This is a genomic window from Luteococcus sp. H91, assembly GCF_038433135.1.
In the GTDB taxonomy this organism is placed as follows: domain Bacteria; phylum Actinomycetota; class Actinomycetes; order Propionibacteriales; family Propionibacteriaceae; genus Luteococcus.
The window spans coordinates 239362-252521 of record NZ_JBCDMV010000002.1; the positions used below are offsets into that span (position 1 = coordinate 239362).

Annotated in this window: 10 protein-coding genes and 1 tRNA gene; 7 read left to right on the forward strand and 4 right to left on the reverse strand. The window is 64.5% G+C overall.

The features are described from left to right. Positions 1–54: 54 nt before the first annotated feature. The gene (locus AAEX57_RS01805; RefSeq protein WP_342090552.1) at positions 55–987 is read right to left on the reverse strand and encodes a PfkB family carbohydrate kinase; all 933 of its coding nucleotides are present in this window, start codon (positions 985–987) and stop codon (positions 55–57) included. 69 nt (positions 988–1056) lie between these two features. Between AAEX57_RS01805 and AAEX57_RS01810 the strand changes: the two genes are divergently transcribed. The 3 genes from AAEX57_RS01810 (at position 1057) to AAEX57_RS01820 (ending at position 3725) form a co-directional block, all read left to right on the forward strand. Continuing rightward, on the forward strand, positions 1057–2298 hold the full coding sequence (locus AAEX57_RS01810; RefSeq protein WP_342090553.1) for an amino acid aminotransferase: 1242 nt from the start codon (positions 1057–1059) through the stop codon (positions 2296–2298). Between the two features lie 204 nt (positions 2299–2502). After that, complete coding sequence (locus tag AAEX57_RS01815; protein WP_342090554.1) at positions 2503–2910, forward strand: VOC family protein; 408 nt, start codon at positions 2503–2505, stop codon at positions 2908–2910. A gap of 17 nt (positions 2911–2927) precedes the next feature. Next, positions 2928–3725, forward strand: coding sequence for a MerR family transcriptional regulator (locus AAEX57_RS01820; RefSeq protein WP_342090555.1), 798 nt, complete (start codon positions 2928–2930; stop codon positions 3723–3725). A gap of 288 nt (positions 3726–4013) precedes the next feature. Here AAEX57_RS01820 and AAEX57_RS01825 read toward each other — a convergent pair whose 3' ends face one another. Then, on the reverse strand, positions 4014–7076 hold the full coding sequence (locus AAEX57_RS01825; RefSeq protein ID WP_342090556.1) for a DUF3427 domain-containing protein: 3063 nt from the start codon (positions 7074–7076) through the stop codon (positions 4014–4016). Positions 7077–7201: 125 nt separating this feature from the next. Here AAEX57_RS01825 and AAEX57_RS01830 point away from each other — a divergent pair. Both AAEX57_RS01830 and AAEX57_RS01835 read left to right on the forward strand, forming a co-directional pair. Next, positions 7202–7277: transfer RNA gene (locus AAEX57_RS01830), tRNA-Thr, on the forward strand. Between the two features lie 703 nt (positions 7278–7980). Then, positions 7981–8997 (forward strand): hypothetical protein, encoded by a 1017-nt coding sequence (locus AAEX57_RS01835; protein ID WP_342090557.1) that lies wholly within the window; start codon positions 7981–7983, stop codon positions 8995–8997. A gap of 553 nt (positions 8998–9550) precedes the next feature. Here the strand turns inward: AAEX57_RS01835 and AAEX57_RS01840 are convergent. Then, on the reverse strand, positions 9551–10849 hold the full coding sequence (locus AAEX57_RS01840) for a PIN-like domain-containing protein (protein ID WP_342090558.1): 1299 nt from the start codon (positions 10847–10849) through the stop codon (positions 9551–9553). Between the two features lie 130 nt (positions 10850–10979). Next, on the reverse strand, positions 10980–11927 hold the full coding sequence (locus AAEX57_RS01845; RefSeq protein WP_342090722.1) for an alpha/beta hydrolase: 948 nt from the start codon (positions 11925–11927) through the stop codon (positions 10980–10982). A gap of 264 nt (positions 11928–12191) precedes the next feature. On the opposite strand from AAEX57_RS01845, the gene AAEX57_RS01850 reads away from it, so the two are divergent. Together AAEX57_RS01850 and AAEX57_RS01855 are read left to right on the forward strand one after the other, a co-directional pair. Beyond that, a complete protein-coding gene (locus tag AAEX57_RS01850; RefSeq protein ID WP_342090559.1) occupies positions 12192–12398 on the forward strand; it encodes a hypothetical protein in 207 nt (68 codons plus the stop codon). Next, positions 12362–13039, forward strand: coding sequence for an endonuclease/exonuclease/phosphatase family protein (locus AAEX57_RS01855; RefSeq protein WP_342090723.1), 678 nt, complete (start codon positions 12362–12364; stop codon positions 13037–13039). Before AAEX57_RS01850 ends, AAEX57_RS01855 begins: the two co-directional genes overlap by 37 nt. The last annotated feature ends 121 nt before the right edge of the window (positions 13040–13160 follow it).

Below are 13160 nucleotides of genomic sequence, written 5' to 3' on the forward strand. Positions count from 1 at the left end.
GCACAGGGCTGAACCCCGGCGGCCGAGCCTGTCGAGGCCTCAGCACCGCAGGGATCAGTGCGTCGCGGCCCACTCCGCCAGGAAGGCGTCCACCTCGGCGCGGGTCGGGGCCGTGGCCGGGCCACGGCGGGTGACCTTGAGCGCGGCGGCAGCATTGGCCCGTCGGGAGGCCTCCACCCAGTCGCCACCGAGCAGGTACTCGGCGGAGAGCACCCCGGTGTGGCAGTCGCCGGCGCCATTGGTGTCGACGGGCTTCTGCGGGTAGCCGGGAACCAGGTGGGTCTGGCCGTCGACGTGCACGGCACAACCCTCCCGACCGTCGCGGACGATCGCGATGGCACCCTCTGGCAGGAAGTCGGCGGCCTCCCGGGCGGCGGCCTGCATGTCCCGCTCCATGGTGAGCTGGTAGGCCTCGTCGCCATTGGAGGTCCACACGGTGGTGAGCGCCAACATCCGCTGCCGGACGGGCGCGGGCAGGGCGCTGAAGGCGGCGCCCGGGTCCAGCAGCACGATCACGCCGTCTGGCAGGGATTCCAGCCACTCCAGCAGCGGCTTGCGGGTGCTGCGCACCACCAGGGAGTAGCCGGTGACGTGCACCAGGTCTCCGGGTTGGGGATCGCTGGTCTGCAAGGATTCGACGCTGATCAGGCGTTCCGCGCCCATCGTGGTGACGAAGGTGCGCTCCGCGGAGGGCTCGATCATCACGAAGCAGATGCCGGTGTCGATGTCGTCGACGACGGGAGAGCTGACCTGGATTCCCTCGGCGTCCATCACCTGCCGGATCAGGTCGCCATTGGGGCCCTTGCCGTGGGCGCCGGCATGCACGCTCTGGGCGCCGGTGCGGGCGCTCGCGACCAGGATGTTGGTGGCGCCGCCGGCATAGCGGTGGTAGCTGGTGGCCATGGAGTTGTCGCCGCGCCAGGGCAGGGCGGGGATCTCGACGACCTCGTCGACCAGTGCCTGGCCGGTGTGGATCACGCGCGCCATTGTTGCTCCTCTCGGGCCCGGTTGGGCATGGGATCAGCCTATTGGCCGTGGCCGCGGTAGCGTGCCCGCATGGCAACCTTCGAGGATCTTGAGCTCTACCCCGGCGACCCCATCTTTGGCCTGACCGACATGTTTCGCGCCGACCCCCGGCCGCAGAAGGTGAATCTGGGCGTGGGTGTCTACCTGGACGAGCTGGGGCGTCTGCCCTTGCCGCAGGCGGTTGGCGAGGCCGAGAAGCGGTTGGCGGAGCAGCAGGCGCCGCACGGCTACCTGCCGATGGGCGGCAGCCCGGAGCTGGTGCCGCTGATCCAGCAGCTGGTCTTCGGTGCACCGTCGCCCGAGCCTGTCGAGGGGAACTCAGCCACGGCGCCCGAGCCTGTCGAGGGCTTGTTGGAGCGGGTCGCCACCGTCCAGACCCTGGGCGGTTCCGGCGCGCTGAAGGAGGGTGCGGACTTCCTGCACCAGCTGATGGGGGCCTCGACGGTTGCGCTGAGTGACCCGTCGTGGGCCAACCATGCCGCGATCTTCGGCGGCGCGGGCTATGACGTGGTGCGCTACCGCTACTACGACGCGGTCAATCATCGGGTGGACATTGACGGGATGCTGGCCGACATCGCCGCGCTGCGGCCCGGCACCGTCGTCGTGCTGCACGCCTGCTGCCACAATCCGACGGGCTACGACCCGGCCGCCGAGGACTGGCCGCGGATCGCCGACGCCGTCGCGCAGACCGGAGCCATCGCCTTCCTGGACATGGCCTACCAGGGCTTCTCCCGCGGGCTGGCCGAGGACCGTCTGGCGGTGGACGCCTTCGGCGCCAGCGGGCAGCGCTTCTTCGTCGGGAATTCGTTCAGCAAGAATTTCGGGCTGTACGGCGAGCGGATCGGCGGACTCTCGGTGGTTTGCCGCGACGCCGACGAGGCCCAGCGCGTGCATTCCCAACTGTGCAAGGTGATCCGCACCAACTACTCCTGCCCGCCCAGCCACGGCGCGGCGATCGTCACCACAGTGCTGGGCGATGCCGAGCTGCGCGTCAGCTGGGAGGCCGAGCTGGCCGGGATGCGCTCCCGGATCCGCACCATGCGCGAGGCCTTGGCCGCCGGGCTGCGCGCGGCCGGCGCCGAGCAGATGGACTTCGTGCTGCAGCAGAACGGCATGTTCAGCTACTCGGGTCTGAGCGTCGAGCAGATGCACCGGCTGCGCACCGACCACGGGGTCTACGGCACCGACGACGGCCGGATCTGCGTCGCCGGCCTGAACGAGGAGAACGTGGGCTACGTCGCCAAGGCGATCGCCGCGGTGGTCAAGGGCTGACCCGGACCCCGGCGCCCGAGCCCCCCGTTTCGTTCCCCGAGCTCGTCGAGGGGCCGTGAGTCCACCCAAGGCCCACCGCGCAACCGTTCAGAACAGGTGCAACCGCTAGGACGGTTGCACCTGTCAGCAACGGTTGCGCGGTGCCCGTCCTCCGCTGAACCCAACGACGCGCAGCCGCCCGAGCCGTTCCGTGGCATCTACGGGATGCCGATGTTCGCCAGGATCCCGTGCCCGGATCTGGCTGCGTCGGTGGACTTCTGGACCAACGCCCTGGGCTTCTTCGAGCTGTTCGGCATCCCCGGACAGCTGGTGCACCTGCGGCGGTGGGCCTTCCAGGACGTCCTGCTGGTTCCCGGCCCCGCCGCAAGCCCGTCTGGGCTGCAGCTCAGCTTCGCGTGTGTGCTCTCCCAGCTCGACGAGGTGGCCGACGCGTGCCGTTCCTTCCCTGACGCCAACGTCCAGGGGCCGACGGACATGCCCTGGAACACGCGCGACCTGACGGTGACCACGCCCGAGGGAACCCGGGTGGTGTTCACCGCCGCGAAGCCGCTGGTGGCGGGGAGCGCGGAGGAGGCCGGTTTGAAGGACGTCGGGATCGTCGCGCCTCGGTGACCGACGACAATGGCTGCATGGACAAGCAGCCCGAGGAGGTCGCCGTCGGCGTCGCCGCCGCGCGCGTGGGCCTGACGGTGCGGACCCTGCACCACTGGGACCGGATCGGGCTGGCGAGCCCGTCGGGGCGTTCGAGCACTGGCTATCGGCTGTACGGGGCCGCCGATCTGGAGCGGCTGCGACGGGTGGTGGCCTACCGGGAGGCTGGCCTGTCGCTGGAGGAGATTGGTGACGTGCTTGCGGCTGGCTCGTCCGATGTGGGCGCGATGCTTCGGAAGCGCCGGGTGCAGCTGGCGTCCGAGATGGAGAGCATGCGACGACGGGACGAGCGCCTCGCACGTCTGGTCGACGCCCACGAGCGGGGCGTGCTGTTGACCGGCGACGAGCAGCGCGCGGCCTTCGGGGAGGGGTGGCGTCCCGAGTGGCTGGGCGAGGCCCGCGCACGGTGGGGCGACAGCGCCCAGTGGGCCCAGTTCGCGGAAGGTTCGGCAGGCCGGACGGCCGACCAGTGGCGCGCCCAGGCGGACGCGATGAAGCAGTGGGAGCGCGACGCCGCCGAGGCGCTCGGCAGGGGAACCGATCCCGACGGTGACGAGGCCCGGGTGTTGGCCGATCGCTACCGGGCCGCGTTCAGCAACTGGTTCCCGATCACCCGCGCCATGCAGGTCTGCCTGGGCCGGCTGTTCGAGTCCGACGAGGGCTTCGCCGCCTACTACGACCGGCTGAACCCCGGCCTGGCCGGCTGGATCCGAGAGGCCTTCGACGAGGCCGCCCGGGCCGAGGGGCTCGACCCGGACGAGGCGAGGTGGGAGTGAGCTGCTCCGAGCCCGTCGACGGCCCTGTGCCATCCTCCGGGAACGACCCCGCAGCAGTTACTGACAGATGCAGGCGTTGCAGCGGCTGCCCCTGTCACTACCGGCTGCGCGGTTGCTCGGTGGCTGGTGTCCACGAGCCGCAGGCTGCAAACACGATGCCCGAGCCCGTCGAGGGCCCCGCCCAAAGTCTCGCCCGAGAATTTCCGCGGCGGGTGTGCATGTGCAACACATACACACCTCTCGTCAGACGATCAGGGAGATGGACCCTGACCGATGCCGCCAGTCCGGCTACTGGGTGATCGACGTCGCGGCGAACAGGTCCGCGGGCATCGGGATCCGCAGCTCCCAAGTGATCGCGATCGGTCGGTCGCCGGTGTGGCTGACGTACCGCGCGTCGCCCAGGAAGACATACGGCGAGGTGCCGAACTCCCCGTCGCGCTGCTGCCGGACGAACAGCAGCGGGGTGCTGGCGCCGGTCAGGTAGCGCTGACCGGTTCGGGAGCTCACCGACGTGGTGGACTGCGATTCCCAGTGGAACAGGCTTCGGCTGATCGGGTAGTCACGGTAGAGCGTGCTGGGGGAGTAGTCCGCCTCGGACTTCTTGAGCGTGATGAAGAAGGCGTCCACCGGCCGGCCGTCCACCTCGGTGAACAGCACACCCTCGCGGAATTGCGACGGCGGTCGCCCGGGCCGGGCGTGACCGAGCCCCGCCAACACCTCCTCGCGGGTGTAGCTGGCATGCGGGCGCAGCGGCAGACCAGTGAGCGGTCCGGCCAGCTCGACGGTCATTCGGTGGGTGTTCTCGAAGGCGAGGTCCACCACCTGGCTCAGCTCGTCGGTCACCGTCCCGTGGTTTCGCAGGCTGGCTAGGCCTTCCTCGGGCGAGGCGAAGCCGCCGCCGTCGGGCCAGAGCGTCCAGAACAGCATCCGGGCCAGCGCCGACTCCAGGTCTCCGGTGCCGCGCAGAATGTCCTGGTAGGCCTGTGCTCGCTGAGGATCGTCGACATGGGTGACTGCCCGGACACGACGCAGCAGCTTGGACTCCAGCGGGCTCGGCGCCGGTACCAAACCTGCGTCGGCGCGCAGATGCGTCCAGCTGCGGTTGTTGCCCGGACGCACCACCTGGGACAACTCCAGCTGGTTGTTGTCCAGGAAGTCTCGCAGTCTGTCGGTGGGGTCGGCGCGCAGTTCCCCGACCAGCTGTGGCCAGCGCATTTGCAGGTTGTTCTTGAGGTTCTCCAGAACCGTCTTCTGCGCCACCCGGTCCAGCACGATCTGGCAGCCCGACGGGAGCAGCGGGAAGCCCTGATCCACCTGCTTCTCCAGCTCCTTGCCGCGGTGCCCGGTGAGCGCGCGGAAGCGCAGATCCAGTCGGTACTCCTTGCGGTGCTGGGCGACGAAGTCCAGGACGGTCAGCACATCCTTGTCGGGGCAGGTGCGCAGGCCGCGGCCCAACTGTTGCAGGAAGATCGTCGGGGATTCGGTGGGCCGCAGCAGCAGGATGGTGTCCACCTCGGGGATGTCCACGCCCTCGTTGAAGATGTCGACGGTGAAGATGATGCACAGCTCGCCCGCGCGCAGCCTCTTGATGGCGGCGTCGCGCTCCTCACTACGGGACATGCCGCTCAGCGCGATGGCATTGAGCCCGGCACGGCGGAAGGTGTCGGCCATGAACTCGGCGTGCTTGACGCTGACGCAGAAGCCGATCGCCTTCATGCCCGACGGGTCAATCACCTTGTCGCGCAGCTGTTGCAGCACCAGGCGTGCCCGGGCGTCGCTGCTGGTGTAGATCTTCTCCAGCTCGCTGATGTCGTAGCGGCCCTGCCGCCAGTTGACGTGGGTCAGGTCGACGCCATCGCTGATCCCGAAGTAGTGGAAGGGCGCCAACAGACCCTGCTGGACGGCATCCCAAACCCGTAGTTCGGCGGCGACTCGGCCGTCGAAGAAGGTGCGGACGTCCATCCCGTCACCGCGTTCCGGGGTGGCAGTCAGGCCCAAGAGCTCCTTGGGCTGGAGGTGGTTCAGCAGCCGCTTGTAGGTGGCGGCTTCGGCGTGGTGGAACTCGTCGACCACGACGACGTCGAAGGCGTCGGTGGGGATCTTCTCGGGGCCGTAGCTGCTCAGCGACTGGATGCTGGCAAAGACGTGGCTCCACTTCTCGGGGTGGTTGCCGTCGACGAACAGCTCGCCAAAGGTGCCGTCGGCGAGCACCTCGCGGTAGGTGCGCAGCGACTGGATCAGGATTTCGCGGCGGTGAGCGACGAAGAGCAGCCGCGGGCGCTGGTTTCCGGTGCACAGTGAGCGATAGTCGAGCGCGGCCATGACCGTCTTGCCGGTTCCGGTGGCGGCGACGATCAGATTGCGGTGCCGATCGTGAGCGGTCCGCTCAGTTTGCAGCGCGTCCAGGATTGCCTGCTGATACGGGTAAGGGCGGACTTCGAGCCCGGAGATCAGGCTTTCGCTCGGGGCCATCCGGACACCCTTGGCGCGCTGGAGCTCCCGGTCGAGGCGTTCGGCGTCCTCGGCGCCGCGGTAGGGCTCGAACCGTTCGCTGTTCCAGTAGGAGTCAAAGGTGGCGGAGAACTTGTCCAGCAGGTGCCCGGTGGTGGCGGACGAGAGCCGGACATTCCACTCCGCGCCGTCGACGAGCGCGGCGCGCGACAGGTTCGAGGAGCCGACGTAGGCGGTGTCAAAGCCGGTGTTGCGGCGAAAGAGCCAGGCCTTGGCGTGCAGCCGGGTGACGCGGGCGTCGTACTGGACGCGGATCTCGGCGCCGAAGTCCTGCACCAGCCGGTCCAGCGCGCGGCGCTCTGTGCCACCGATGTAGGTGGTGGTGACGACGCGGATGGGCACGCCCCGGTCGCGAGCGTCGGCCAGCTCGGCTTCCAGGAAGCGCAGGCCGTGCCACTGGACGAAGGCACACAGCAGGTCGACGCTGTCCGCCGACGCGAGTTCCGCCCGTAGCTCGTGACCCAATCCGGGTTCACCAGGGGCGTTGGTGAGGAGCGCAACCTCGGAGAGAGGAGTGTTGGGCCGGCGCTCCGTGACGGCTTGGATGCCGGGGCGCGCTTCCGGGCTGAGCCGGAGCAGTTGTCGGATGGGGGCGACCGGTTCCTCGTCCGGATCCTGCAGGAGGCCGAGCAGTTGGTTGACGACGCTGATCCGCTCTTCGGGGTTCTTGGGCAGGCGACGACGCAGAGCCGCCGCAAGGTGCCGGGCGAGGACGTCGGGCTGATCTGCGGCGTCGACGTCTCTCAGTTCGGCTTGAAGGTCTGTCTGATCCAGCTGGTTGGCGAGCGCGCGCGTCACCAAACTCTCATACAGGCCGGGCTGGACGGCTGACTCACTCATAGCGACCAGGTTGGCACAAGCCTCTGACAGATTTCGCGAGGCCGGCCGCCCGGGCGACGGCGCGGTCTCGTTCGCGCCCGGGTAGGCGGACCGGCTATAGTTCTCTGGTCCGCTCCGGCGGGCGCGCCGCCCTAGCTCAGTTGGTAGAGCAACGCACTCGTAATGCGTAGGTCAGGGGTTCGACTCCCCTGGGCGGCTCCATCAAGTCCCCTTGTCAGGGGGGTTCGTCTTTTGTCTGGGAAAGAGAACGCCGCAGATCTCGTGGATTGCAACAAATTCTGCAGGTTTTGGTCCGGCGTCACCGACGTGCATCGCGACCGTGGTCCAGGCAGGCTCAGTGGAACCGGTTCTTGGTTCGCTTCAACATGAGACTTGCGGTTCCGAAGCGGATCGATGAGACCTCGGAGTCTCCTTCTACCGCGCTCCGGTTAGGTCCATGGTGGGTCCGGTGATCGCACGGACGAAGGTCTGGCCTCGCTGTCCGCCGTCGCAACCCAGAGTCCGCGGGGGAGAGTGGAGCTCTCAGCAGCAGTGCGTTCGGAAACGAAGCCATGTTTGTATCTGTCCGCCCCGGATGAACCACCCAAAGCATCAGGCGGACAGCTCGAGCCGGACTCAGTGCAGGTCCTCGTCCCGCGCTGGGGGTGGATCGTCCAGGGCCTCGTGGGGCGGATGGTGTTGTAGAAGTCGACCCACGTAGGGTTGCCAGCTCGATCTGATCGACACTGCCCCGGGGCCTTTGGAGCGGATCAGTTTGGTCTTGAACGGCCCGATCCGAGCGGCGCTGCCTCGATCGCGTGTGCCAGTGAGAGGCTGCTCGGTATGTGAATCACTTCCCGGCTGGCATCGTCAGACTAAGCTGCTGCCAGCGGGTCGTCGAAAATTCACGGGAGGCGAGAATTAAATGAGCCAGAATTTCGAAATTGTAATCCATACAAGTAATCCAAGAATCAATGGAATCGAAGGTCGCGTTTCGTATTTTGGTGGCGTGGGTGGAACTCAGTTCTACGATGGAGTTCGCGCTCAGCGAGGGGTGGTGACTATTGCCGGTAGTCGGAAGAGGATTAGTGCGGATAATCTATTTATCACTAAGAATAGTACTTACCTTAAGGCTGTTTCAAAGTCGATGCTTCTTTGTTACTTCAAATTTGGCGCCTTCGAGATCTTGGCATTGGATGCGAGGGTTGATGATTTGTCATGTAAAGTTCCAGAACTAGTCCAGAATTTCAAGGCGTCGCCTAAGTATCTTGACAAGAGCTTTGCTATTCCCGCACTCGAGCAAGGAGTTGAGTCTTCGGAGGTGGCGATGACTTCCGCTATGCAATTGGTGCTGGGTGCTAGTGATCCGATTCTTGAGTTTGACTATGCATGGCGAGCCTTTAATCGACTAGCTGGCTACAAGTCTGGTAAGGCGCAAGACTTTGAGATGCTCAAATATATCCGTAGGGAGATTAATTCTTCCCCGGAACGATTCCCTCGTGCTATGGCGTATGCGGCAACCGTAGACCAAGCTTTCTTGGAGGATCGGTGGATTATCGCGATGATTAACAACAACATCCCAAGAGCATCGAAGAATGAGGCGAAGAGAGTCGTCGAGTTCCTTGGGGGGTTCGATGACTATCGCGTGTGTGGGGCTTTGGCTGGGAAGGCCTCGTGCAAGAAGAAGATTCTGAAAGATGCTGGCTTGTGGGAGGGTACAATCGATCGACTCGACAATGTAGCGGAGTCGGGTCTGAAGAAGGATGCAGATGTTCTACGACTGTTGATTTTGAAGTACTGCTATTATCTACGAAATAAGTATTTCCATGGTGAGCGGTGGCCCTCTGAGTTCATCTTCTCTGAGACGGCAAATGCCCAGGAGTTGGGCTTGATGGCCAAGCCATTGACGCTGTTGTGCTACGACCTGCTCGAGGCGCTGTAGGCCTAGTTTCAATTTTTCATGAGTCCCGGCTGGTCCGTTGTTCAGTATCGTTATTGTCGCATTGTCCTAAGTTTGGCATGTGAGTGGCCGAATGATGGTTCTGGTCGAAGGCCGCCGGGAAGTGAGCCGAACCCGTGGCGGGTCATTGGCGCTACAGCCACACCCGCCCTGCATGACCGCAAGACACTCCAAGCGCAAGAGAAATAGGGCCCGAGCCGTCATCGCCGAAGATAAGACCGCCCCACACGCCGCGGTTAATTAGCGCCAGCAAGGGCACCGCGGCGCTGAACAGAGACGCCCTGGCCCAGGTGAAACGAAACCGCAAGGCCATCGAGAATATCTCAGGGCACTAAAGAGATCCAAAGCAGGGTCTGCAAAGAGGTGGATTGAGCTCGACGACCCGGTTTGCGCGGCCTTCCTTGGCTACGATCTGCAGGACGTCACTCTCGCAGCGGTCTTCATCTTCCGCCGGTGTGGTTCGATGCTGCTGCGCCCAAAGTCGGGAGCAGATCCGCCGGAGTTGGGTCTTCCTAGTTCTTGCCTAGATGGGCGCTTAGGGCTCTGGGGCTTGTGTTTGGGGGCCCTCAAGTTCCGCCATCAGAGCAGGTACCTCTGGGGGGACAATAAAATAGGCTGCTTTTACCCCGCGTGGGTAGCGTGCTGAAAATATAGCTCGTACACCTTCGGGTATTATGTTGCGATATTGGAGTAGTTCGGTTAGACGGGTGAATGGCCTTGTGAAACCACGGAGCATCCTGTCGTCGTCATACTCGCCCAAAGCATAGATCCGCTCCCGGTCGATGCGGCCTCCGGGGTTTTTCGCAGCCTCTCTCAGTGCCATGGCTTGGACGGGCGCCTCGTCATCCAAGGCGCTTAGAAGCGCCCTCAAGGCATCCAATGTCCACTCTTGTGGTTCCTCGGCATGCTCGTCGGCTCCTCCCTCTTCGGAGATGCGCTCCGCATCCCGGCTTGATTCTTCGGAGATTGGAACTTGTAGGGCTCGTGGTGCGATCTCAAGTACGTCAGCAGGTCGGAAGAAGAATACGCGCCTGCCCTCCGATGCTTCGGAATATTCATTAGCTAGCTCTGGGCGCGGCCCTAGGAATGCACCTCTTTGTTTCCACCACCAGTCCTCCTTTTCGTCACGCGTCACAAAAACCAAGTCAGTTTGAACTTGGCTGGCATATTTCATTGCTTGGTACCAGACCAAGTAGTCGCCTGCGGCGCCCTCGGCGCGTCCGCTATCTTCCTTTTCTTTGTCCAAGTATCCAGGGGGCTCTTCGGCTTGAACACGGCGCTTTCCCTCGATGACGCACTGTTCCCACTCTTCCTCGCTCAGTCTGGGAGTAACATGTCCCTCGGCTAAAGCGGCAATTCTCTCAATGAAACGGTCGCCGGAGGGGGTTGCGGCGTCATCTCCTTCTAAGGTGTCGGCTGCTGTCTGCAGAACTGAACTGATGCTATCGGCGACTTGGTCGCGTAGCTCCGCGACCTCGTTGTCGTTGACTCCTAGGCTCTTCCCCCACTGTCGGAGTGCCTCCTCCATGGCGCGTTGGTTCTTTTGGAGTGCTGCCCTCAACGTATCTGTGGCCCCCTCAGGGGACGATTGGGTGCGGCTGTGTCGGCGCCAAAATTCTCGGACGACTTGGTATGGAATGACGAGACGATCTCCGACCTGCTCCAAGCTGGACAGTAGGTCTTCCGCTGTTTGTGGACGGTATCGATATAAGTCGATCAGCACATTTGTGTCGACGGCTACGGTGGCGGTGGCAAGCGCATTCTCAAGTTCAGGTCTGGTTTGTCGCCTGTAGCCAGCGAAGTTCCCTGTGAAGAGTCCACCCATCTCAGTCATGAATCATGTCTATCGCAGGATGCGAGCGTTCGCTACTGAACCAGATGGACAATCTCGTCTGTCGTCGGCAGACTGGTCGAAGTTGCAAGTCAGATGCGGTCTGTTCGTGACGAGCTCGAACTGCAGAGTCTTACGCGCCTCGCACTCGTCCCACGAACTCCACGAGTTCGGCGACTACCTCGTCGCGGCTCTCCGGCTCGTTGTGCACCTCGTGCCTGAGCCCGCTCCACTCCCGAACCCGGACGTCCTCGTGACCCGTCGCCACAAGGCGGTTCGCCACGTGGTACGCGCCCTCGCCGTAGTTGGCCACCGGGTCCTGGTCACCGGCCAGGATCAGGACGGGGAGGTCCTGGGGGAGCTTGGCGTAGAAGTCGTCGGAGTTGGCAATGTCGTAGAGGTCCACGAAGCCCTTGAGGAAGCGCGAACTCATTGGGGCGCCGAAATTGTTGAACGGGTCGCGGCCGTGGTCGGCGACAATCTGCGGGTCCTTCGCCACCCAGTCCGTCGGGCCGGGATTCTCCCCGCAGCGGTCCAGGAAACCGTCAAACAGCTGCCCAACCAGTTCATCCGGTGCGGGCTCGGCGACGGAAGGGGCCGTGGCAAGGGACTCCAACCGTTCGCGGTCAATCGTCTGCTCGATGCCCTTCATCTGCGCCGCAATCCCGCACAGCGCCAGCGCGCTCAGCCTGGCCTCGGGGCGGATCGCCATCGCCCGCGCGATCATCGAGCCCCAACTGTGCCCAAAGGCCACATACGGCAGATCGGGGAACAGCTCGCGCGCCTTGGCCTGCAGCGTCAGCTCGTCGGAGACCACCACATTCGCGGCGTCGTCACCCGCGTCGCCCCAGATGCCGTGCTGCATCGCGGTGCGCCCATGCCCGGCATGGTCATCGGCCACGACGACGAAGCCCTGGTCAACCAGCGCCGAAATCAGTCGCAGATACCGGCGGGAATGCTCGCCCAGGCCATGGATGATCTGCACCACCGCGGTCGGCTCGCTGACTGGCGTGTATACCCACGCCTGAATGGTGTCGCGACCGTTCAGTGACGTGAACTCGATCTCCTGCAGAGCCTGCAGACCTCCTTGTCGTGCAGCCGAAACACCTGTCCCACAACCTACGCCGCATGCGTCGAGGCGGTGCCCGTTTCGGAGTGTGGATTTCACCGGCTCTGATCAGTTCCTCAAAGACTCAAGAGCCTTGGGGGAAGCCACAAGCGAGTCACCTGGTGGTTGCCGACGGTTGACCTCGTCGTCACGCGCCTTCCATTCGAGGCTGGTCGACTGGTGCAGATCTGCCTGCGGCGGATCGTGTTGGCAATACCCACCCCCACAAGGAGAATCATGCGCACCATCATCGTCCCCTCCGTCCTCGGACTTGCCCTGGCGGCAACCGCACTGGTGCCCGCCGTCGCGGCTCCGGGAAAGCCCAATGGCGTCGATCGCACCCTGACTGCCACAGCTACAACATTCATCACGCGCAGGGCGCCGACGGTGTCCTTGATCTGGAGCGCATCGCCACCGTCCTGGAGCAGACCGACGCGCAGGTGATTGGTCTGCAGGAGGTGGATCGTCACTGGGGTGAGCGCTCCGAGCATGTTGACCAGGCCAAGTGGCTGGCCGAGCGGCTCGGCATGAACTACTGCTACACCGCCAACCTGGACAATCCGCCCGCCGACGGGCACACCGAGAACCGCCAGTACGGCACGGCGATCCTGTCCGACTACCCGCTGGAGAACTGCACCTCAACCCCGCTGACCAATCACCCGAAGGGCGAGCAGCGCAGCCTGGCGCAGGCCGATCTCAAGGTGCGCGGCGTGCCCGTGCGCTTCTACAACACCCACCTGACGCACAACTCGGATGCTGGCCGGGAGGTGCAGGCCCGCGAGATGAACGAGATCATCGCCGCCGATGACCGCCCGGCGATCCTCGTCGGGGACCTGAATGCCGGCCCGGAGAAGCCCGTCTACCAGGACTTCGTGAAGCACCTGACCGACGTGTGGGCTGCGGTGGGCGAGGGCGACGGGTTCACTTTTGACTCGGACAACCCGAAGGGACGAATCGACTACATCCTGGCCAGCGGCCAGGTGGTTCCGATCTCCATGAAGGTGGTCCCGACCATTGCGTCGGACCACATGCCGATCGTCGCGGAGCTGAAGCTTCCGCATCCTTCCGAGGTGCGCGGACGCTGACGTCGCTGTAGTCACCGTTTCATTGACACTATGGTTCGCAATTGCGAACCATAGTGTCAATGGAGCCCGTTGGGTCTGGACGAGCCTGCGGTTGGGTGAGCCGACGGCAATGAACTTGGGA

What these genes read in the sequence shown, in the direction of transcription:
- AAEX57_RS01825 (WP_342090556.1), bottom strand. Translation starts at nt 7,076, where the DNA reads ATGAGTGAGTCAGCCGTCCAGCCCGGCCTGTATGAGAGTTTGGTGACG.
- AAEX57_RS01805 (WP_342090552.1), bottom strand. Translation starts at nt 987, where the DNA reads ATGGCGCGCGTGATCCACACCGGCCAGGCACTGGTCGACGAGGTCGTC.
- AAEX57_RS01840 (WP_342090558.1), bottom strand. Translation starts at nt 10,849, where the DNA reads ATGACTGAGATGGGTGGACTCTTCACAGGGAACTTCGCTGGCTACAGG.
- AAEX57_RS01820 (WP_342090555.1), top strand. Translation starts at nt 2,928, where the DNA reads ATGGACAAGCAGCCCGAGGAGGTCGCCGTCGGCGTCGCCGCCGCGCGC.
- AAEX57_RS01815 (WP_342090554.1), top strand. Translation starts at nt 2,503, where the DNA reads ATGCCGATGTTCGCCAGGATCCCGTGCCCGGATCTGGCTGCGTCGGTG.
- AAEX57_RS01850 (WP_342090559.1), top strand. Translation starts at nt 12,192, where the DNA reads ATGCGCACCATCATCGTCCCCTCCGTCCTCGGACTTGCCCTGGCGGCA.
- AAEX57_RS01835 (WP_342090557.1), top strand. Translation starts at nt 7,981, where the DNA reads ATGAGCCAGAATTTCGAAATTGTAATCCATACAAGTAATCCAAGAATC.
- AAEX57_RS01810 (WP_342090553.1), top strand. Translation starts at nt 1,057, where the DNA reads ATGGCAACCTTCGAGGATCTTGAGCTCTACCCCGGCGACCCCATCTTT.